Genomic DNA, 20,004 nt, shown 5'->3' with positions numbered 1-20,004 from the left:
CTTCGCGTAGGACCGGAAATCACACATCGCATCTGGGTGCACACGATCCGTTACGCAATCCACGGTAGGGGTGCTCGGTGGACTCCAGCAAGGCCCTCGCTTGCAAATTTGCGGATCACTCGAATGGGTTACGCACTGGCCGCGAGTTCCCTCAAGGCGGCAGACTGGTAAGGATGTTGAGAGGAGCAGCGATGCCCGCAGGCGGGAGGCCCACCGTCCGAAGCCGGAGGCTCGGTGCCGCACTGAGGCGCCACCGTGAGGCCGCCGGACTGGATCAGTCCGCCGCAGCAGCGGCGATCTTGAGGTCCGTGTCCAAGGTCAGCCGCCTTGAAGGCGGGCAGTCCACCGTGTCCGCACTGGAAGTGCGCACGCTGCTCAACTGCTACGGCGTCGACGATCCCGACGAGCGGGCACGACTGGAAGGCTGGGCCAAGACCAGTAACCAGCGCGGCTGGTGGCTGGACTACCAGGAGACCCTTCGGTCGGGGTACACGGACCACATCACGTTGGAGAACGACGCCACGTACATCCGTTCCTGGCAGCCGGCGCTGATCCCGGGCCTGCTGCAGACCACCAAGTACGCCGAGGCCGTCATCGCTTCGGCCCCGACGTTCATCGAGCCGGAGCGGGCGGCCAGGCTGGTGCAGGTCCGTCAGGAGCGCCAGAAGCGGGTCTACGAGGGCAAGACTCAGTTCGCGGCGGTCATCTGGGAGCCTGCGATCACCTCCATGGCGTCCACCCCGGCCATCGCCCACCCGCAGTGGCGGCGCCTCCTGGAGGCGGGAGAACGCCACAACGTGACCGTCCAGATGCTCCCGGCCTCGGCCAGCCGGGCGGCGGGCATCGCGGGGCCGTTCGTCAGCTTCTCCTTCGGGGTGGAACCGACCGTCGAGGCCGTCGCCGTCGAAAACCTGCCGAACACCTCTGTGATCGAAGCGCCGGACGACCTCGCCCTCTACGTCAACGTCTTCGACCAACTACGCTCCACAGCACTGTCTCCGGAGCAAACGGCCGATCGAATCCACCTGTTGCTCAAGGAGAAGCCGCCCACCACGCGCGAGGGATCATGACCGCAGAAGTCGTCAGCAGGTACCGCAAGTCTTCGTACTCCGGCCACGAAGGGGAATGCGTCGAGGTGGCGGCGACCACCGACGGCGGGCGGGCCGTACGGGACAGCAAGGACACCACGCGCCCCGAGCTCCGCTGCCCCGCTGCGGCATGGGGGACATTCATCGACAGCCTCAAAGGGCTTCCCCACCCCTGACACCGCGCCAGAGAGGACACTGCTCATGCGTACCCCCGCTGCCCCCAGTCCCACTTGGTACAAGAGCAGCTACAGCGGGTCCAACAGCAACTGCGTCGAGGTGGCGGCGACAGCCACCGGGCGGGCCGTACGGGACAGCAAGGACATCACCCGCCCCGGAATCCACTGCGCGGCCACCGCCTGGGGCGCGTTCATCGGCGATCTGAAGACCCCCACGTCCTGAACCGTCACCCCGCGGAGGCCGGCCGGAAGGCGACCGCCGCGCCGAGGGCGGCGTCGGACGGCACGAACACCTCGCCGGACGGCGTCTCCCGTACGGGCAGTCCGTTGCGGCGCAGCAGGTCCCGCGTGAGGGCGAGGTCGCGTACGGCGACGGTGTAGCCGACGAACGCCGGGAGGGCAACGGGCCGCTCGCCCGGCAGGAGGGCCGCCAGACCGGATTCCGGTACGAGCGTGAGGGCGGCCCCGTCGAGGTCGAAGACCCGGGCCGGGCCCGACCGGCGGGCCGGCCGGCCCAGGTACGTCTCGTACCGCCGCTGGACCGCGCCCAGTTCAAGGTCGGCGACGCACAGCACCGCCCCGACGAGTTCGACGGCGCCGTTCGGGTGGTCGAGGCCGCGGGCGCCTTGGACGTCCGGGTCCAGATCGGCGACGACGCCCACCCGGCCCTCGGTGACCGCACCCGACCTGCCGCCGGGCTCGTCGCCGTCGATCTCCAGGTACCGGACGGTCTCCACCGGGACCTTCGCGCCCCGGGGCGCGGCTCTCCGTACCGTGTTGACCCCGCCGTGCCGGACACCGGCGGCCGTCAGCCGCGTGGCCGCCTCGTCGATGGCGGGCGAGGAGAACATGAGGATGTGCAGGCCCTCGAAGCGCTCCAGGAACGCCCCCAGGTTGGCGCCGGCCTCGTTGATCCGTTCCACGAGCACCGGCAGCACCTCGGGCGGGGCTTCCAGCGGGACCAGGCGGGCGTCGGCCGGAAGCCCGGCGCCCTCGCCGTCCTTCACGCGGGTCGCGAGTTCGAGGAAGGAACCCGGGAAGTCCGCATGGGTGTTGGCGGCGCCGAAGGGCTCAAGCTGCGCGCCTTCGCTCCGGGGCATCGCCGGAAGGCCGGGCGGTGGTACGAGGAAGCCCATCCGCTCGTACAGGCCGATCGCCTGCGCCAAGTCCTCGACGATGTGGCCTATGTGGTGCAGACGAACGATGTCGTTACCCATGCCGACACCGTAGAGAGGACCCGACCGTACGGTCAACGAACCGCAGCGTCTCGCCCCGCCGCCGTGTCGCGGTGGCGGCGGGGCGGATCGCCGGTTCGGGCCGCTACGGGCAGCTCAGGCGGGTGTCGCCCGCGTCGGTCGTGCAGGTGTCGGTGCCCAGGCCGCCGTTGGCGGTGTCGCCCGGGGCGCCGTCGGCCGTGTTGAGGCGGTCGTTGCCGTAGTTGCCGATCAGGGTGTCGGTGCCGGTGCCGGCGTTCAGGACGTCGTCGCCGAAGCCGCCGTCGACGCGGTCGTTGCCGGGACCGGCGTGGACGGTGTCGTTGCCGTAGGAGGCGTTGATGGTGTCATTGCCGCTGAGGCCGCAGATCACGTCGTTGAAGTAGCCGCCGTTCAGGGTGTCCGCGCCGCTGGTGCCGATGATCGTGCAGCCGCGCGCGTTGTTGACCGTACTGGTCGCCGTCGCGGTGTTGTTGCCGGTCACCGGGTCGGTCGGCGAGGAGCTGACCGTGGCCGTGTCGGACATCGTCCCCGTGGCCCGGGGTTCGGCGGTCACCGTCACCGTGGCCTGGGCGCCCGGGGCGAGGGAGCCGAGGGCGCAGGTGGCGGTGGTGGCGGTGGTGGTGCAGGTGCCCTGGCTCGGCACGGCCGACAGGAGGGTGCCCCCGGCGCCGGTGAGGGTGTCGGAGAGGGAGACCGCGGTGGCCGTCGTGGTGCCGCTGTTGTTCTTCACCTGGACCGTGTAGGAGGCCTGGTCGCCGATGCTGACGGTGGCCGTTCCGGTCTTGGTGACCGACACGTCCGCGCTCGGCGGAGGCGGCGGCGGGCTGCCCGCGCCGCCCAGGTAGCGGGCCACGGCACGGTCGGATGCGTCGGAGTTGGGGTCGCCGGTGACGCCGGCGGCGACGATCTTGCCGTCGGTCTGGAGGGCCACGGCACCGGCCCCGTCCACGGGGGTCCCGAAGTCGGTGGTCAGGCGGCCGTCGCCGTCGAAGCCCGCGTCCAGGGTGCCGTCGGCGTTGAAGCGCACGAGCGCGAAATCACCCGCGTACTGGCCGGCGGCGACGATCCGGCCGTCGGGCTGCAGCGCCATGCCGCCGACGGCCGTGTACCCGAGTCCGAAGGAAGTGGTCGCCCGCCCGTCGCCGTCGAAGGTCGGATCGAAGGCCCCGTTGGCGGTGAACCGGGCCGCCCCGAAGGCATTGCCGGCGGAACCGGCGGTGACGATCTTGCCGTCGGGCTGGACGGCCACGCCGGCGGCGCCCGATCCGAAGCCCGTCAGCACCCGCCCGTCGCCGTCGAAGCCGGTGTCCAGGCTGCCGTTGGTGTTGTAGCGGGTCAGCGTGAACCCGGCCGTGCTGTACCCGGCCGCGACGATCCGGCCGTCGGACTGCAGCGCGAGGCCCCGGACTCCGTCGCAGCAGCCACCCTCGATGGGGGTGATCACCCTGCCGTCGCCGTCGAAGCCGCTGTCCAGGGTGCCGTTGGCGTTGTAGCGCACCAGCGACCACACCCCGATGCTCTCCCCGCCCGCGACGATCTTGCCGTCGGGCTGGACCACCACCGCCAGGGCGGTCTCGATCGCGTCGGGATCGATCTCCGTGACGACCTTTCCGCCGTTGCCGAAGGTGCTGTCCAGGCTGCCGTCGGTGTTGTACCGGGCGGCGAGCCAGGCTCCGTTGCCGGATTCGTTGGCGGTACCGCCGACGGCGACGATCTTTCCGTCGGGCTGCAGGGCCACGGCCGTGCCCTCGTCGTTGCCGATGTCGAAGTCGGTGGTGACGATGCCGTCACCGCCGCCGAACGTGGTGTCCGGGCTGCCGTCGGTGTTGTAGCGCACCAGCGCGAAGTCGGTGGAGGTCGCTTCGAAGTTCGCCCTGCCGATGGTGATGATCTTGCCGTCCGGCTGTACGACCACGCCCCCGGTCGTCTCGTAGCCGGTCACGTCCGTGGTGACCTTGCCGTCGCCGCCGAAGGTGTTGTCCAGGTCGCCGGGGGCGGCCGTAGCCGTGCCGGGCAGACTCAGCACGAGCGCCAGACCGGCGGCGGTCAAGGCGCCGATGCGCCCGGCCCGGCGCCGTGGGGGGTACAGGGGCATGGGGGAACACTCCGTCCGTCGGCTCCTGGGGCTCCCCTACCTTTCGGGGGCGCCGACCCCGCCCGGGTCGTGGCCGGGCCGGGGCTGCGCCCACTGGACCTCCGGGTTCCACCCCCAGGGGTGACGCACGGGCACGGTCCGGTGTCCGCATGGCGATCATCAAGATCACGAAGGGGCGGTGGCGCCTTAGGGTGCCCGGCGGTCGGCAGCCATGAACAGTGAGGGGGAGCGGCGGTGCAGGGGAACGGCCCGGCAGGTGCGGAACAGGGCCCGGTGTGGGATGCGGATGCGACGGAGGTCCTGCCGCGGGCGGCGGGGGCGCCTGCCCCGAAGTGGACCGGTCCCGCCCCGGAGGCCGGGTCGACGCAGCCCCTTCCCCGGATCGACGGGAACGGAAGCGGGAACGGAAGCCGGAACGGGAACGTGCGGCACCCGCGCCGCCCCGCCCGACGCGTTCCGAAGGGCGTCTGGGCCGGAGCCGCGCTGGTGTCCTGCGCGGCGGCCGGTCTGGCGGTGGGCGCCATGACCGCCGGACCGACCGGGTCCGCCGCCGCGGAGGCCCCCTCCGGCCCCGCCTCGTCGCCCTCGTCCGCGTCCCCGTCCCCGAGCACGGCCGCGCCCGGCCCCGCCACCCCGACCACCCCCACCGGCCCGGCGACGTACCGGGTCACCGTGAGGACGGCCGATGTCGCGCAGGCCGGCACGGACTCCGACGTCCAAGTGCGGCTCACCGACGAGACCGGACGCACGTCCGCGTGGACGGTGCTGGACACGCGCGACCACAACGACTTCGAGGCCGGAGTCAGCGACACCTACGAGATCCGCACGCCTGCCGGCTTCGGCCGCCCGGCCTCCCTCCAGCTGTGGAAGTCGGGGAAGGACGCCTGGGCCGTCGAGGCCGGTACGCGCGTCACCGGCCCCGGGGGCTACGACGCGCTCTGGCGCCCGGCCAACGCCCCGGCCCGGCTGTGGATCACCGGCGGCGAGCGGGCCCCGTCCGACGGCGCCCCCGTGTTCACCGCGTACAGCCCGAACGGCACGCTCTCCCGCAGCACGCCGTGACACGGCCCTTTCGTGGCCGCGCGACCCTGCGTCGGCTTGCGAACGGCCGGCCCGGGCGGACCAAGGGCCACAACGGGGCCGCGACCACAACGGCCACCAGCACGCCCGGCGGGAACGACCCCCTGCTCCGCGGTTCCACCCGACTCACCGGCAGTGCGCCTGGCGCGACACCGCGTCCCTGAACCCGGCGAAGATCTCCGCATCCGAACGGAGGGCTTCGGCCGCGACCCCGGGTTCGGCACCGGGCGAGGTGAAGGGGCTGCCGAACTGGAGGAGCGTGGGCGTCCCCCCGCAGGTGAGGAGGACCTCGTCCCCGTGGCCGCCGGCCGCCGGCCGGTGGGCGCCGACCAGGATCGGGTCCTGCGTGACCGTCAGGTATCGCAGGGCATGCTCATCACCCGTCGGAGCGATGGCGCAGGACCACAGGCGCAGGTCGCCCGGTGTCACGTACTCCTGCAGACCGCCGCCGGGCGGCTTCAGCGGGGCGAAGCCGGGGAGACCACAGGCCTGCGCCGGGTCCACGGGGCGGGGCGCGAGCAGTCGCGGCGCCTCCGCGGCGGGACTGTAGGACGTCGTCGCGCAGCCGAGCCGCTTGGCGAGGTTGGTCGCGGAAGTCATGAGGACATCCGCCATCCGCTTCTGGGACTCGCCCTCCTGCCACCCGCTCTCGCGCTCGTCCTCCCTGTTGAGCTGCACGTACGGCCTTCCGGAAACCCCCAGTCCGCGGGCGCAGGAAGGGGGCAGGAGAACTCCGGCGTAGGTCTTGTTCGTCCAGCCGGGTGCCCCGCTGATGGGCACCCGGAAGGGGGACTCGGCCGCGACTTCGTCCGCAGTCCGCCATACGTTCACATCGTCCGAGACGCCACTGATCTTGAGGTAGAACTCGGCGTGCTTGAGGTCGTCGCCGTACACCCGGCAGTCGCTGGACGGGGTGTTGCGGACGGGGTCCTCGTACGATTCGTACCGCTCGTGCGGCTTCGGGCTCAGGGTCGCCACGTCCGCGGCGGAGAGGGTGCCCCAGCAGAAGCCGCTCTGCGGTGCAGCCTCCTCCCCGCCCCGCACAACGGCGAACACGATCGCACCGGCCCCCAGCACGGCCACGATCAACGCGGCTGCGAGAACCCTCCCCGGCCGGTTCATCCTGTTGCTCACAGACCGGTCCCCTTTACTGAGCTGTCCCGGAGGGTTCCGGGCAGTGGTGTTTCCGGGCGAGGTCCCCGCTGATGTCCAAAAGGGCCGCGCGGACCGAATCGACGTCCTGAGGGCCCGCCGCCGGGGTGATCTTCAGTTCCAGGAGAACGCCGCCGCCCGTGCCGCCCATCTCGAACCCGCATTCCTCGGACAGCCGGATCCACGACAACTGCCGGCTCACCCAGCCGGTGACCCCGCCCCCGAGCGGCAGCGCACCAGGGGGAGTTGGCTCGGGCGACATCATCTTGCGGACACCCAGCCCGTAGAGCAGCACACCGGAGTGTTCGTCCGGCGACACCGTGCAGACGGTCTCCCCGAGCTCCCCTTGTCGAAACCGCCGCCGTACTCGCCCGTGCCCCCCGGGTCACAGGCCGGCAAGCCGTTCAGCCGCATCGGCACGGCGCCCTCGCTCTGCCGCCGCTCCTCGTCGAACGACACGCGCCCCCCTCGCTTCAACAAAACGTGGAACACCTGGCGTGGGCACGCTACCCAAACAACGGGCCGAGGATCGGCGAAATGATCGATCGATACGGATCCCGTACGGCACCCCGGCGTTCACCGCGTACAGCCCGAACGGCACACTCACCCCGAGCACGCCCCGAGCACGCCCTGACACCGCCCGTCGCACCTGTGGGAGCCACCATGCCGCCCCGTACCCACACCGCCCGAACGACCGCCCTGCTGCTGTCGGCCGTGATCGTCGCCGGTGGGCTGACCGGCTGTTCGCTGCTGTCCCCCACCACCTGTGAGGGGACCGACGCGCTCATGAAGGAGCTGGAGTCGCTCCCGCTGCTCTCCTCGCCCCCGCCCGGCGCGACGCCCCCCACGAAGAGCGACGCCACCTTCTCCGAGTGCGCGGACGACAGCGGCGACGCCTATCTGTCAGCCAGTCGCAGCTACGTGTACGCCGGAACCCGCCAAGAGGTGCTCGACCACTTCCGAAGGGCCGCGGAGGCCGACGGCTGGCGGTACGAACCCAATCCGATGCCCGACATGCGGCAGTACAACTCGTGCTTCACCAGGGGCGCGGACGGAGAGGCGAAGGAGCTCAGGGTCTTCTTCGTCAAGCCGGACCAGATCACGGAGTCCTACGGACCGGACGCCGGGCGGGAGTTCGCCACCGGGGCCGGTTTCGAGGTCACGGTCGGTGCGGACGTCAACGGGGCCGCGGGGAGCTGCTGGGGCTGATCCCCCCGGCCACCCCGTCACTTCCCCCACGGCACGTCCGGCGCCCGGTAGAAGGGGATGTCCTGGGCCTCCAGCCTCGGCGCCTGCGCCGCCAGGCGCTCCCGGTACGACTCCCAGCCGAGCGCCGCCGCCGGAGACCAGCCCAGTTCCGCCAGGCTCAGCAGCCGCGGGAAGGCCATGAACTCCCAGTCGGCGCGGGTCGCGATGGTTTCCGTCCACAGCGGGGCCTCCACCCCCAGGACCGCGGACTCCGGGACGCCGGGCAGGTAGGCGCCCGGGTTCCAGGAGTACGACTTCTTCACCGGGACGAGGCCCGCCCAGGCCAGGCCCGGCTTCGTGGTGAGGTCGTACTTCATGTCCAGGTAGAGCCGGTCCGCCGGGGACAGGATCAGCCGGTGGCCGGCCGCGGCCGCCGCCGCGACCCGGTCCTTCTCCGCCGCCGCCGTGCGGTCGTGGCCCCAGTACTGGAGCACCGCGCCCGGCGCCGGGCGGGCCGCCGCCAGCTGGTGCCAGGCCACCACCGTCTTGCCGTGGCGGGCCACGGTCTCCTGGGCACGGTCCATGAAGGCCGCGTAGTCCGCCGCCGGGGTGGAGTGGGCCTCGTCGCCGCCGATGTGGAGGTAGCGGCCCGGAGTGAGCTCCGCGAGCTCGCCGAGGACCTGGTCGACGAACTCGTACGTCAGCTCCTTGCCGACGCAGAGCGAGCTGAAGCCGACCTTGATCCCGGTGTAGCGGGCGGGGGCCTTCCCGTCGCAGTTGAGTTCCGCGTAGGAGGCGAGCGCCGCGTTCACGTGGCCCGGCATGTCGATCTCCGGGACGAGGTCGACGTACCGCTCCGCCGCGTAGGCGACGAGGTCCCGGTACTCGGCCTTCGTCCAGTGGCCGCCGGGGCCGCCGCCGACCTCGCCGGCGCCGCCGTACGGGGCGAGCCGCGGCCAGGAATCGATCGCGAGGCGCCAGCCCTGGTCGTCGGTGAGGTGCACGTGCAGGGTGTTGACCTTGTACTGGGCGAGCTGGTCGACGTACCTCTTGACCTGCTCCACCGTGAAGAAGTGGCGGGCGACGTCGACCATGGCCCCCCGGTACGCGAACCTCGGCGCGTCGGTGATCTCCCCGCCCGGCACCGTCCCCGGGCCGGCCGCCGGGAGCAGCTGCCGCAGCGTCTGCCCCGCGTGGAAGAGCCCCTCGGGGGTGCGGGCGGTGAGGGTGACCCCGTCGGGGCGGGACTCCAGCCGGTAGCCCTCCTCCCCCACCCCCTCGGCCCGCCCGTCGATCAGCAGCCGGATCCCGCCGCCCCCGCCCCCGTCGACCACCGGCAGCGGCAGCCCGCTCGGGCGGCGCAGCTGCTCGGCCAGGAGCCCCGCGACCCTGCGGACCTCCGCGCCCGCGCCCCACGGCGTACGGATGACCGTGCCCGTGCCGACGGCGTACCCGGGGCCGCCGGCCCGGGCGGAGACGGGGGCGGGCAGGAGCGCCTCGAACGGGGTCGGGGCGGCCCGGCGCCCGCCGCCCGGCCGGGCGTCGTCGCCGTGGGCGGCGGCGGTGCAGGAGGCGGCGGCGAGGAGGGCGCCGAGGAGGGTGGCGAGCGTGCGTCGCGGTCGCAGGACTCTCATGGGCCCAGGTATAGGCCAAGTGGCCCGTCCGGGTGGGTGTGAGAATGATCGGATGGCGGAAATCATCCAGAAGGACGGCACTTGGACCTTCGACGGGGACGCGGTGCGCATCGTGCCGGGCCGCGACAAGGGGGTCTCACTGCTGCGGCAGACCCTCGGCGAGGTGCTCGTACCGCTCCGCGCGCTCGCGGGGATCTCGTACGAGCCCGGCCGCAAGGCGGGCATGCTGCGGCTGCGGCTGCGTGACGGCGCCGACCCGCTGCTCCAGGTGACGGCCGGGCGGCTGCCGGAGGCCTCGGATCCGTACCGGCTGACCGTGGAGGCGGACCGCAGCGGGGTCGCGGAGTACTTCGTCGACGAGGTGCGCCAGGCGCTGCTGCTGGACCAGGTGGACCCGGGCCCGACGACCTCGTACCTGCTGCCGGGGCCCGCCGTCCCGATCACGGTGGGCGCGGGCGACGGGACGGCGGCCTTCGACGGGGAGCGGGTGGCGCTGGAGTGGAACTGGACGACGGAGGAGGCCAAGCGCTCCGGCGGCCCGCGCGGTTTCCACATCGGCGATCTGCGGTCGGTGGAGTGGGGTCCGTCGAAGGGACTGGAGAACGGCTGGCTGCGCTTCACCCTGGCGGGCGCCGGGAAGCCCCTGGCTCCCAAGTACGACCCGCACACCGTGGAGCTCTTCGGCTTCAAGAAGGACCCGCTGATGGCCCTGGTCGCGGCGGCCGTGGCGGTACGGATGCCCCACCCGGCCGCCCCGCAGGACGCCCCGCCGGCGGCGTCGGTCACGGCGATCGCACCGGCCGAACCGCAGAAGTCCCTCGACCCCGCCGGGGCGGCGGCCCCCGCCGAGGACCACGACGCCCTGCTGCGGCGGCTGCGCGAGCTGGGTGAGCTGCACCAGTCGGGCGTGCTGACCGCCGAGGAGTTCACCTCGGCCAAGCAGGCCGTTCTGCGTCGTTTCTAGCGCATTTACAACCGGAAGTACCCATTCCTTGGTACGGACCAGCAAGATCCTGCCCGATTTCGGGCAGGATCTTTGCTTTCGCCGCCTGGAGCCGCCAGTATCTACGGGTGCTCGATCGCCGCCCGTCGCATGACGACCTCGTCGAACACCTGGTGCGCAGCACCTCGCTCCAGCGGGGCGAGGCGGCCCGGGTGGTCCTCGACGTGCTCGCGTACTTCGACGAGACGACCGAGGAGTTCGTCCGTCGCCGCCACCGGGAACTGCAGTCCGGCGGAGCGGTGAACGCGGAGATCTTCGAGCGGATCGCGGCCGAGCTGCCGCACCGCGCCGTGGCGCCGCCGGAGCTCTCGCTCCGGCAGTTGCGCCGCATCGTCTACGGCTGAGCCGGCCGCCGCACCCGCGGCCGCGAACGAGTACAGGAACCGAACTTCAGGAGGGGCTAACCCGTATGTGCGGAATCGTCGGTTACATCGGCAAGCGTGACGTTGCACCACTGCTGCTCGAAGGCCTGCAGCGCCTTGAATACCGCGGGTACGACTCCGCGGGCATCGTCGTGAACAGCCCGAAGGCCGCGGCCCTCAAGGTCGTCAAGGCCAAGGGCCGGGTCCGCGAGCTGGAGTCCCGCGTCCCCAAGCGCTTCGCCGGCACCACCGGCATCGCCCACACCCGCTGGGCCACGCACGGCGCCCCGAGCGACATCAACTCGCACCCGCACCTCGACGCCGAGAACAAGGTCGCCGTCGTCCACAACGGCATCGTCGACAACGCCTCCGAGCTGCGCGCGAAGCTGGAGGCCGAGGGCGTCGTCTTCGTCTCGGAGACCGACACCGAGGTCATCGTCCACCTGATCGCCCGCTCCGCGGCCGACTCCCTGGAGGAGAAGGTCCGCGAGGCCGTCAAGGCCATCGAGGGCACCTACGGCATCGCCGTCATGCACGCCGACTTCGCCGACCGCATCGTCGTCGCCCGCAACGGCTCCCCGGTGGTCCTGGGCATCGGCGAGAAGGAGATGTTCGTCGCCTCGGACGTCGCCGCGCTGGTCGCCCACACCCGCCAGATCGTCACCCTCGACGACGGCGAGATGGCCACCCTGAAGGCCGACGACTTCCGCACCTACACCACCTCCGGCGCGACCACGACCTCCACCCCGGAGACCGTGGAGTGGGAGGCCGCCTCGTACGACATGGGCGGTCACGACACCTACATGCACAAGGAGATCTCCGAGCAGCCCGACGCGGTCGACCGCGTGCTGCGCGGCCGGATCGACGACCGCTTCAACACCGTCCACCTGGGCGGCCTGAACCTGGACCCGCGCGAGGCGCGCGGCATCCGCCGGGTCAAGATCCTGGGCTGCGGCACCTCGTACCACGCGGGTCTCATCGGCGCCGGCCTCATCGAGGGCATGGCCCGCATCCCCGCGGACGCCGAGCCGGCCTCCGAGTTCCGCTACCGCAACCCGGTCGTGGACCCCGACACCCTCTACATCGCCGTCTCCCAGTCCGGTGAGACGTACGACGTGCTCGCCGCCGTCCAGGAGCTCAAGCGCAAGGGCGCCCGCGTCCTCGGCGTCGTCAACGTGGTCGGCTCGGCCATCGCCCGCGAGGCCGACGGCGGCGTGTACGTGCACGCCGGCCCCGAGGTCTGCGTCGTGTCCACCAAGTGCTTCACCAACACGGTCGTGGCCTTCGCCCTCCTCGCCGTCCACCTGGGCCGCATCCGCGACCTCTCCGTCACCGACGGCAAGCGGATCATCGAGGGCCTGCGCAAGCTGCCCGCGCAGATCCAGGAGATCCTCGAGGGCGAAGAGGACATCAAGAAGCTGGCGGCCGAGTTCGCCGAGGCCAAGTCGATGATGTTCATCGGCCGGGTGCGCGGCTACCCGGTGGCCCTGGAGGCCTCCCTGAAGCTCAAGGAGATCTCCTACATCCACGCCGAGGCCTACCCCGCCTCCGAGCTCAAGCACGGCCCCCTCGCCCTGATCGAGCCCTCCCTCCCGACGGTCGCGATCGTCCCCGACGACGACCTGCTGGAGAAGAACCGCGCGGCGCTGGAGGAGATCAAGGCCCGCAGCGGCCGGATCCTCGCGGTCGCCCACCGCGAGCAGGAGAAGGCGGACCACACCATCGTGGTCCCGAAGAACGAGGACGAGCTGGACCCGATCCTGATGGGCATCCCGCTCCAGCTGCTGGCGTACCACACGGCCCTGGCCATGGGCCGCGACATCGACAAGCCGCGCAACCTGGCGAAGTCGGTCACCGTCGAGTAGTCGTTCCGGCCGGAACACGTGAAAGAACCCCCGTGCGCACCGCGCACGGGGGTTCTCCCCTTCTTGGAGCGGTTCAGCTCGCGGCGACCGCGCCCCTGCCCGCCTTGCCGAGGGCCATCGGCCAGTTGGCCAGGGCCGCCGTGGCCCCGTACCAGGCCAGCAGGCCGGAGACGGCCGCGACCCAGCCGCCGGCCTTGGCCAGGCCGCCGCTGTCCGCGAAGGCGGATATCGCCAGCAGGACGAGGGACAGGGTGAGCAGGGCGTAGACGCCCTGGCTGAACAGACCGCTCGCGGCTGCGACCGTGAGGGTCAGCGCGAGCAGGGCGAAGAGGACAAGAAACGTTCCGGCGGCTTCACCGGAAGCCGCAGCGCCCGCGCCCTTGGCCCAGGTGAACCAGAAGATGCCGAGGCCCGCGAAGGCGGTGCCGTTGGATCCGTTGCCGCCGCGGAACTCCAGGAGTCCGAGGAGGAAGAGGGCGACGCCGCCGACGTACATCGCGAGCGACACGGAACTGGCAGCGGTCACGCCGTCGATGACGCCGGTGTGGCCGATACCGAATGCGAGAAGGGTCAGACCCAGGGCGATGTTCCCCAGGGTCGAAGTCGAGGCCGTGCTTCCCGCAGAGACACCATTGTCCACGGCGGGCTCCCTTCGATCTGCAGTTGTTTGCTGCGTCCCAGCAGCACTTATCTACCCTTTACACGGGTGCACAACCGCACAAGCGCCTTAACAAATGGTCACGAGATGACAACGCTGAGCAACCGGACGGTCGCCCTCGATGCGGTCAGGGAATGACGACGACCGGTCGCTGCGCGCGTTTGGCCAGTCGGCCGGCCACGGAGCCGAAGATCCGGCCCACGATCCCGTGCGTCGAACCCACCACGATGGCGTCGGCCGAATACTCCCGGCCGACCTCCTCCAGTTCGTGGCAGATGTCACCACCGCGCTCGACGAGGATCCACGGCACTTCGGCCAGATAGTCCGCGCAGGCCAGCTCCAGTCCGAGCACCTCGGTGCGGTGGTCCGGCACGTCGACGAAGACCGGGGGCTCGCAGCCGGCCCACACGGTCGTGGGCAGCCGGTTGGCGACATGGACGATGATCAGACCGGATCCGGAGCGGCGGGCCATGCCGATCGCGTACGCCAGGGCGCGCTCACTGGAAGTGGATCCGTCGAATCCCACAACGACCCCGTGCCGGAAGGCCGGGTCGCAGGCAAGGCGCGGCTGTTCCGCCGGGCGCAGCTCGGCGGCCGACGCGGGGTCGGCGAGCCGCTTGCGCTTGCGGTCCGCGGGTTCGGAGAAGTCGTGACCGGCCATGGGTGTCTCGGCGAAGAGGTCCTTGGAGGAAGCAACAGGGGAATTTGGCGACGCAGTGTGACGGAGCTCTGTCCGGGAAGCATCTTCCCAAGCCCATACCCACCAGGGTACGGCGACACTCCTGTCCTGCACAGGGCTTGCCGCCCTTGGAGAGCGTCCCAGGGAGCATGCCGGAGTGAGCGCTCCTTGGCAATGGCGGCTGCCCCCTACAGCCAGTGACGAGGTCGGCCCTTCGCCACCCGTGCGCGCAGTGACCGAGGCCCGCCGCGCGGCGTTGGTCAGGCGTCCGACCTTCAGGTACGAGCCCGCAGGGAGTACGCCGTGTCCGGCCGTCCGGTTCACCCCGTCCAGCCCGTCCAGCCCGCTCAGCCGACCCAGTCCGCCCCGTCCCCCCGTCCCCCACTTCACCCGTCCGTGCACTCCGCCGGACGGCACCACGACGACCCCGCGGGTGACGTCGTGCGCTGGGCCGCCTTCAGCTGCCTGCTCGTCCCCGTGGTCCTCGTCGTCTACGGGACCTCCTTCGGCGGGGCCGCGGTCGCCACCCTCGGGCTGCTCGCCGTCACGGCCGCGTGCCGGGTGCTGCTGCGCCACTCGGAACGGACGGAGCGGGCCGCCGCGCGGGTGCTGTCGGAGGAGTACCTTCCGCCCGCGCACCGCCGCCGGCGCCCCCGCGCAGCGGCCGGTGGACGTCGCGGCTGCGGCGCTTCCGAGCCCCCGGACCCGCAGGACTGACTGATTCGCACACCCACACCCGCATGTTTTCAGCCAACTTCCCGGCAAGACCGCTTCCTTGTCGGAATGTCTCCCCAACCCCCCCACCACCAGGGACTACAGGGTCAACGAGGCGTCAAGACCCCATGCGTACTGGCCACGAGCGCCCGCAACGGCCGCCGTACAGGTAGCGGAGTGGAACGCTTCCTGATCGAATGCTTTTCGCCAAGTTGAGAAGTCGACATAGCGCTGCGTGCTGAACTTGTCACGCCGACACCACGGGACGCAGTAGATTCGATCATGTATTTACGGCGGGGGATCCACGTGCAAGGCCGAGGGGAAACGTGCAGGTGCGACCAGACCAAGGAGTCGCGACACCCAAGGGGGGCTTAGCGCCATGAGCCAGGATTCCACCGCAGTCATCGCTGACGCGGGACGGAAGCTCGCGGGGCGTCGCCGCAGGGAGATCGTCGCGGTGCTGCTGTTCAGCGGCGGGCCGATCTTCGAGAGCTCCATTCCACTTTCCGTGTTCGGCATTGACCGGCAGGACGCGGGAGTTCCACGCTATCGACTGCTCGTGTGCGCCGGGGAGGACGGTCCGCTGCGGACCACCGGCGGACTCGAACTGACCGCGCCGTACGGGTTGGAGGCGATCGCCCGGGCAGGCACGGTCGTCGTGCCCGCGTGGCGTTCCATCACTTCACCGCCGCCTCCGGAGGCGCTCGACGCACTGCGTCTGGCGCACGAGGAGGGCGCCCGGATCGTCGGACTGTGCACGGGGGCCTTCGTGCTCGCCGCCGCCGGTCTGCTCGACGGTCGGCCCGCGACGACGCACTGGATGTACGCGCCGACGCTGGCCAAGCGGTACCCGTCCGTCCACGTCGATCCGCGCGAGCTGTTCGTCGACGACGGCGACGTGCTCACGTCCGCGGGCACCGCGGCCGGAATCGACCTGTGCCTGCACATCGTGCGCACGGACCACGGCAGCGAGGCGGCCGGGGCACTGGCCCGCCGGCTCGTCGTGCCGCCGCGCCGCACCGGCGGCCAGGAGCGCTACCTCGACCGGTCGCTGCCGGAGGAGATCGGCGCCGACCCGCTGGCCGAGGTCGTCGCCTGGGCGCTGGAGCACCTCCACGAGCAGTTCGACGTGGAGACCCTGGCGGCCCGCGCCTACATGAGCAGGCGCACCTTCGACCGGCGGTTCCGCTCGCTGACCGGCAGCGCGCCGCTGCAGTGGCTGATCACCCAGCGGGTGCTCCAGGCACAGCGGCTGCTGGAGACCTCCGACTACTCGGTCGACGAGGTCGCCGGGCGCTGCGGGTTCCGGTCGCCGGTCGCCCTGCGCGGTCACTTCCGCAGGCAGCTGGGGTCCTCCCCGGCCGCCTACCGCTCGGCCTACCGGGCACGCCGTCCGCAGTCCGACGTGGCCCAGGTGTCCGACATCCAGTCCGCCCCGGTGCCGCACCAGCGCACCCCGCAGCCCCAGCGGGCCGCGGCGGCCCTGGCCGCGACGGGCCCGACGGTGACGGAGCTCTACGCTCCGGGCCGGGTCCTGCGCGAACACGCGTAACCCTCACAACGGGTACGGCATGGAAGGTCCCCCACCGGTCACCACCGGTGGGGGACCTTCCGCGTACGACCCGCCGGACACCACCGGAGCCCCGGGCAACCGCATAAGGTGGGACACATGAACGATCGCATGGTGTGGATCGACTGCGAGATGACCGGGCTCTCGTTGACGGACGACGCACTTATCGAGGTGGCCGCACTGGTCACCGACTCGGAGCTCAACGTGCTCGGCGAAGGCGTGGACATCGTGATCCGCCCGCCGGACCGCGCCCTGGAGACCATGCCCGACGTGGTGCGCGAGATGCACACCTCGTCCGGACTGCTCGAAGAGCTGGCCGGCGGGACCACTCTCGCGGACGCCGAGGCGCAGGTCCTGGCCTACGTACGGGAGCACGTGAAGGAACCCCGCAAGGCGCCGCTCTGCGGGAACACGGTCGGCACCGACCGCGGTTTCCTGCTGCGCGACATGCCCGCGCTGGAGGGCCACCTGCACTACCGGATCGTGGACGTGTCCTCGATCAAGGAGCTGGCGCGCCGCTGGTACCCGCGGGCCTACTTCAACAGCCCGCCGAAGAACGGCAACCACCGGGCGCTCGCGGACATCAGGGAGTCCATCGCCGAGCTGCGCTACTACCGGGAGGCGGTCTTCGTGCCCCAGCCCGGGCCCGACACCGACACCGCGCGGGCCATCGCCGCGAAGCACGTGGTGAGCGGCGAATAGCCACACCGGAGCCGGGCGCGGAACAAGGGGGGAGCGAGCACCCTCCCGGACCCTGTACCCTTTTCTTCGGCCGGTCGGTTTCCCCGACCGGACATGGTGGGTGTAGCTCAGTTGGTAGAGCACCTGGTTGTGGTCCAGGTGGCCGCGGGTTCAAGTCCCGTCACTCACCCTGCGAGAAGGCCCGGTCCGCGAAAGCGGACCGGGCCTTCTGCGTGTTCCGGAGCCGGCCGGGAGCCCTACGAGGAGTCCCGGACCACGAGTCGGTTCGGCAGGACCACGCCCGTGGCCCCTTCGCCCTCCCCGCCGATCCGGTCCAGCAGCATCCGCGCCATCGTCCGGCCCATCTCCTCGATCGGCTGGCGGACGCTCGTCAGGGGCGGGTCCATGTGCCGGGCCACCACCGAGTCGTCGAAGCCGACCAGTGCCACGTCCTGCGGGATCCGGCGCCCGGCCGCGCGCAGCTCCCGGCGCGCGCCGGCCGCCATGACGTCCGAGCACGCGAAGACCGCGTCCAGTGCGGGGCGGCGCTCCAGCAGCTCGCGCATGGCCCGCCGGCCGCCTTCCTCGGTGAAGTCACCGATCGCGACCAGCCGCTCGTCCACGGGCCGCCCGGCGGCCTCCAGGGCCTGCCGGTAGCCGTCGAGGCGGCACTGGGCGCCGTACACGTCCAGTGGGCCGGTGATCACGGCTGTCTCCCGCCGACCCCGGCCGAGGAGGTGGCGTACGGCCTCGGCGGCGCCCGCCAGGTTGTCGGAGTCCACGCACGGCAGCGGCTCGTCGGCGGAGCGGCGACCGCTGATCACCGTCGGGATGCCGAGCTCGGCCAGCATCTCCGGCAGCGGGTCGCCCGCGTGGACGGAGACGAGCAGCACCCCGTCGACGCGGTGCCCGGACAGGTACTGGGCGAGGCGGCGGCGCTCGCGGTCGCCACCGGCGAGGGTGAGCACCAGCTGGACGTCGGTCTCGGCGAGGGCCGCGCCGACTCCGCGGACCACGTCGGAGAAGTACGGCTCGGCGAAGAAGCGGGATTCGGGCTCGGGGATCACGAGCGCGATGGCGTCGGTCCGGTTGGCCGCGAGGGCCCTGGCGGCGCGGTTGGGCACGTACCCCAGCTCGGCGACCGCCCGTTCGACGGCGGCCCTGGTCCCCTCGCTGACCTTGGAAGATCCGTTGATCACCCGGGAGACCGTGCCCCGGCCGACTCCGGCCCGCGCCGCGACCTCCTCAAGGGTCGGCCGTCCCCCACCGCGCGCTTGCCCGTTCATGGCTTCCTCCCGGATGTGAATCTACCTCTTGACGACCGTGGGAGCGCTCCCACACTGTGGCACGGAACAACCGACGCCACGCGACATCCGGCACGTTCCGTCCCCCATGGAGGACCCCGATGCGAGCCCGAAGAGCCCTTGTCACCACCGCCGGTCTGATCGGCGCGGCCGCCCTGCTCCTCGCGGGGTGCGCGGAGGATCCCGCCGAGCCGTCCGCTACCGGCGCCCCGTCCGGCGACGGGAAGGCGAAGACCACCCTCACCGTCGGGGTCTTCGGGGCCTTCGGCCTCCAGGAGGCCGGGCTCTACGACGAGTACATGGCGCAGCATCCCGGGATCCGCATCGAGCAGACCTCCATCGAGCGGAACGAGAACTACTACCCGCAGCTCCTCACCCACCTGGGCACGGGCAGCGGGCTCGCGGACATCCAGGCCGTCGAGGTCAACAACATCGCCGAGATCACCGCCACCCAGGCCGACAAGCTGGTCGACCTGGGCAAGGCGCCAGGCGTGGACAAGTCGGCGTACCTGCCGTGGAAGTGGGCGCAGGGCACGGCGAGCGCGGCCAAGGGCGGGGCCACGGTGGGTCTCGGCACCGACATCGGCCCGCAGGGCATCTGCTACCGCAAGGACCTCTTCGAGGCGGCCGGGCTGCCCACGGACCGGGCGGCGGTCGGTGCGCTGTGGGCGGGCGACTGGAGCAAGTACCTGGAGGCCGGCAAGGCCTACAAGGCGAAGGCCGGGGAGGGGAAGGCCTTCGTGGACTCGGCCTCGGGCGTGATGGCGGCGGTGACCGGCAGCGGAGCGCAGCGGTTCTACGACGACCAGGGCAAGGTCGTCCACAAGACCAACCCGGCGGTGCGCGGTGCCTTCGACCTGGCGGCGTCCTTCGCCACGGAGGGGCTGAGCGCGAAGCTCCAGCAGTTCACCCCGGCCTGGGACCAGGGCTTCGCGAACGGATCCTTCGCCACGATCTCCTGCCCGGCCTGGATGCTGGGCTACATCCAGGACAAGGCGGGCCCGGCCGGCAAGGACAAGTGGGACGTGGCGCAGGCGCCGAAGCCGAGCAACTGGGGCGGCTCCTTCCTGGTGGTGCCGAAGGTGGGCAAGCACGCCGAGGAGGCCGCGAAGCTGGCGGCCTGGCTGACGGCCCCGGCGCAGCAGGCAAAGCTCTTCGAGAAGCGGGGCAGTTTCCCGAGCGCGAGCGCGGCGTACACGCTCCCCTCCGTGTCGGGCGCGAAGCACGAGTACTTCGGCGGGGCCCCGATCGGCGAGATCTTCGCGAAGGCGGCGCAGGGGGTGCCGGTGGCGGCGGTCGGCCCGAAGGACCTGGTGATCGCGCAGAACCTGGCGGACATCGGGATGCTCCAGGTCGACCAGAAGGGCCGCAGCCCGCAGGAGGGCTGGGAGGCCGCGGTGAAGGCCATCGACAACGCGTTGGCCCAGTGAACGGGCGGGTGGCGCGGCCTGGACCGCGGGCCGTGGGCCGGCCCGGGGCCCAGCGCGAAGCCCGGCCCGGGGCGCGGCTGCCCGGGGCACAGCCCACGGCACGGGCCG

At 71.6% G+C, this 20,004-nt stretch carries 20 protein-coding genes and 1 tRNA gene; 13 read left to right on the top strand and 8 right to left on the bottom strand.

Annotated elements, in window-relative coordinates; genetic code table 11:
* Window positions 1-173 precede the first annotated feature (173 nt).
* Genes ACIQ5Y_RS33910 through ACIQ5Y_RS33900 form a run of 3 tightly spaced genes read left to right on the top strand, consistent with a single transcriptional unit; the run spans window position 174 to window position 1,487 of the window.
* Entirely contained in the window at window positions 174-1,070 is an 897-nt protein-coding gene (locus ACIQ5Y_RS33910; protein WP_403889408.1) for a helix-turn-helix domain-containing protein, read from the top strand.
* Window positions 1,067-1,264, top strand: a complete 198-nt coding sequence (locus ACIQ5Y_RS33905) for a DUF397 domain-containing protein (protein ID WP_403889405.1) — start codon at window positions 1,067-1,069, stop codon at window positions 1,262-1,264. The genes ACIQ5Y_RS33910 and ACIQ5Y_RS33905 overlap by 4 nt, the downstream gene beginning before the upstream one ends.
* Before the next feature lie 25 nt (window positions 1,265-1,289).
* Window positions 1,290-1,487, top strand: a complete 198-nt coding sequence (locus ACIQ5Y_RS33900; protein WP_403889402.1) for a DUF397 domain-containing protein — start codon at window positions 1,290-1,292, stop codon at window positions 1,485-1,487.
* 4 nt (window positions 1,488-1,491) lie between these two features.
* Here the strand turns inward: ACIQ5Y_RS33900 and ACIQ5Y_RS33895 are convergent, their stop codons facing one another.
* Complete coding sequence (locus tag ACIQ5Y_RS33895; protein ID WP_403889399.1) at window positions 1,492-2,481, bottom strand: VOC family protein; 990 nt, start codon at window positions 2,479-2,481, stop codon at window positions 1,492-1,494.
* A 103-nt stretch (window positions 2,482-2,584) separates the two neighbouring features.
* A complete protein-coding gene (locus ACIQ5Y_RS33890) occupies window positions 2,585-4,576 on the bottom strand; it encodes a calcium-binding protein (protein WP_403889396.1) in 1,992 nt (663 codons plus the stop codon).
* Window positions 4,577-4,999: 423 nt separating this feature from the next.
* Between ACIQ5Y_RS33890 and ACIQ5Y_RS33885 the strand changes: the two genes are divergently transcribed.
* On the top strand, window positions 5,000-5,638 hold the full coding sequence (locus ACIQ5Y_RS33885) for a PLAT/LH2 domain-containing protein (RefSeq protein ID WP_403889393.1): 639 nt from the start codon (window positions 5,000-5,002) through the stop codon (window positions 5,636-5,638).
* Window positions 5,639-5,782: 144 nt separating this feature from the next.
* Here the strand turns inward: ACIQ5Y_RS33885 and ACIQ5Y_RS33880 are convergent, their stop codons facing one another.
* Both ACIQ5Y_RS33880 and ACIQ5Y_RS33875 read right to left on the bottom strand, forming a co-directional pair.
* A complete protein-coding gene (locus tag ACIQ5Y_RS33880) occupies window positions 5,783-6,790 on the bottom strand; it encodes a hypothetical protein (protein WP_403889390.1) in 1,008 nt (335 codons plus the stop codon).
* Window positions 6,791-6,803: 13 nt separating this feature from the next.
* A complete protein-coding gene (locus ACIQ5Y_RS33875; RefSeq protein WP_403889387.1) occupies window positions 6,804-7,127 on the bottom strand; it encodes a hypothetical protein in 324 nt (107 codons plus the stop codon).
* A gap of 344 nt (window positions 7,128-7,471) precedes the next feature.
* On the opposite strand from ACIQ5Y_RS33875, the gene ACIQ5Y_RS33870 reads away from it, so the two are divergent.
* Complete coding sequence (locus ACIQ5Y_RS33870) at window positions 7,472-8,017, top strand: hypothetical protein (RefSeq protein WP_403889384.1); 546 nt, start codon at window positions 7,472-7,474, stop codon at window positions 8,015-8,017.
* Between the two features lie 17 nt (window positions 8,018-8,034).
* Here ACIQ5Y_RS33870 and ACIQ5Y_RS33865 read toward each other — a convergent pair whose 3' ends face one another.
* Entirely contained in the window at window positions 8,035-9,630 is a 1,596-nt protein-coding gene (locus tag ACIQ5Y_RS33865; protein ID WP_403889381.1) for a beta-N-acetylhexosaminidase, read from the bottom strand.
* 52 nt (window positions 9,631-9,682) lie between these two features.
* Between ACIQ5Y_RS33865 and ACIQ5Y_RS33860 the strand changes: the two genes are divergently transcribed.
* From ACIQ5Y_RS33860 to glmS, 3 genes are all read left to right on the top strand, one after another.
* On the top strand, window positions 9,683-10,594 hold the full coding sequence (locus ACIQ5Y_RS33860; RefSeq protein WP_403889378.1) for a DUF4429 domain-containing protein: 912 nt from the start codon (window positions 9,683-9,685) through the stop codon (window positions 10,592-10,594).
* A gap of 107 nt (window positions 10,595-10,701) precedes the next feature.
* Window positions 10,702-10,977: a hypothetical protein gene (locus tag ACIQ5Y_RS33855; RefSeq protein ID WP_329385221.1), complete on the top strand. Its 276-nt coding sequence runs from the start codon at window positions 10,702-10,704 to the stop codon at window positions 10,975-10,977.
* Between the two features lie 65 nt (window positions 10,978-11,042).
* The gene (glmS, locus tag ACIQ5Y_RS33850; protein ID WP_403889375.1) at window positions 11,043-12,860 is read left to right on the top strand and encodes a glutamine--fructose-6-phosphate transaminase (isomerizing); all 1,818 of its coding nucleotides are present in this window, start codon (window positions 11,043-11,045) and stop codon (window positions 12,858-12,860) included.
* A gap of 73 nt (window positions 12,861-12,933) precedes the next feature.
* Here glmS and ACIQ5Y_RS33845 read toward each other — a convergent pair whose 3' ends face one another.
* Window positions 12,934-13,500: a GPR1/FUN34/YaaH family transporter gene (locus ACIQ5Y_RS33845; protein WP_403889372.1), complete on the bottom strand. Its 567-nt coding sequence runs from the start codon at window positions 13,498-13,500 to the stop codon at window positions 12,934-12,936.
* Window positions 13,501-13,645: 145 nt separating this feature from the next.
* Entirely contained in the window at window positions 13,646-14,179 is a 534-nt protein-coding gene (locus tag ACIQ5Y_RS33840) for a universal stress protein (RefSeq protein ID WP_384749913.1), read from the bottom strand.
* Between the two features lie 414 nt (window positions 14,180-14,593).
* Between ACIQ5Y_RS33840 and ACIQ5Y_RS33835 the strand changes: the two genes are divergently transcribed.
* The 4 genes from ACIQ5Y_RS33835 (at window position 14,594) to ACIQ5Y_RS33820 (ending at window position 17,352) form a co-directional block, all read left to right on the top strand.
* On the top strand, window positions 14,594-14,914 hold the full coding sequence (locus ACIQ5Y_RS33835) for a hypothetical protein (protein ID WP_403889368.1): 321 nt from the start codon (window positions 14,594-14,596) through the stop codon (window positions 14,912-14,914).
* A gap of 376 nt (window positions 14,915-15,290) precedes the next feature.
* The gene (locus ACIQ5Y_RS33830) at window positions 15,291-16,463 is read left to right on the top strand and encodes a helix-turn-helix domain-containing protein (RefSeq protein WP_384589866.1); all 1,173 of its coding nucleotides are present in this window, start codon (window positions 15,291-15,293) and stop codon (window positions 16,461-16,463) included.
* A 117-nt stretch (window positions 16,464-16,580) separates the two neighbouring features.
* On the top strand, window positions 16,581-17,183 hold the full coding sequence (gene orn, locus ACIQ5Y_RS33825; protein ID WP_403889365.1) for an oligoribonuclease: 603 nt from the start codon (window positions 16,581-16,583) through the stop codon (window positions 17,181-17,183).
* A gap of 96 nt (window positions 17,184-17,279) precedes the next feature.
* Window positions 17,280-17,352, top strand: a tRNA-His gene (locus ACIQ5Y_RS33820).
* Between the two features lie 67 nt (window positions 17,353-17,419).
* On the opposite strand, the gene ACIQ5Y_RS33815 is transcribed toward ACIQ5Y_RS33820, so the two are convergent.
* Window positions 17,420-18,448, bottom strand: coding sequence for a LacI family DNA-binding transcriptional regulator (locus tag ACIQ5Y_RS33815; RefSeq protein WP_403889362.1), 1,029 nt, complete (start codon window positions 18,446-18,448; stop codon window positions 17,420-17,422).
* A gap of 119 nt (window positions 18,449-18,567) precedes the next feature.
* Between ACIQ5Y_RS33815 and ACIQ5Y_RS33810 the strand changes: the two genes are divergently transcribed.
* Complete coding sequence (locus tag ACIQ5Y_RS33810; protein ID WP_403889359.1) at window positions 18,568-19,896, top strand: ABC transporter substrate-binding protein; 1,329 nt, start codon at window positions 18,568-18,570, stop codon at window positions 19,894-19,896.
* Window positions 19,897-20,004 lie beyond the last annotated feature (108 nt).

The sequence above is a fragment of the Streptomyces sp. NPDC096339 genome, assembly GCF_044762985.1.
Taxonomy (GTDB): Bacteria; Actinomycetota; Actinomycetes; order Streptomycetales; family Streptomycetaceae; genus Streptomyces.
Note: the sequence above shows the minus strand (reverse complement) of the source record. Positions and strands in the feature narration are given on the sequence as shown.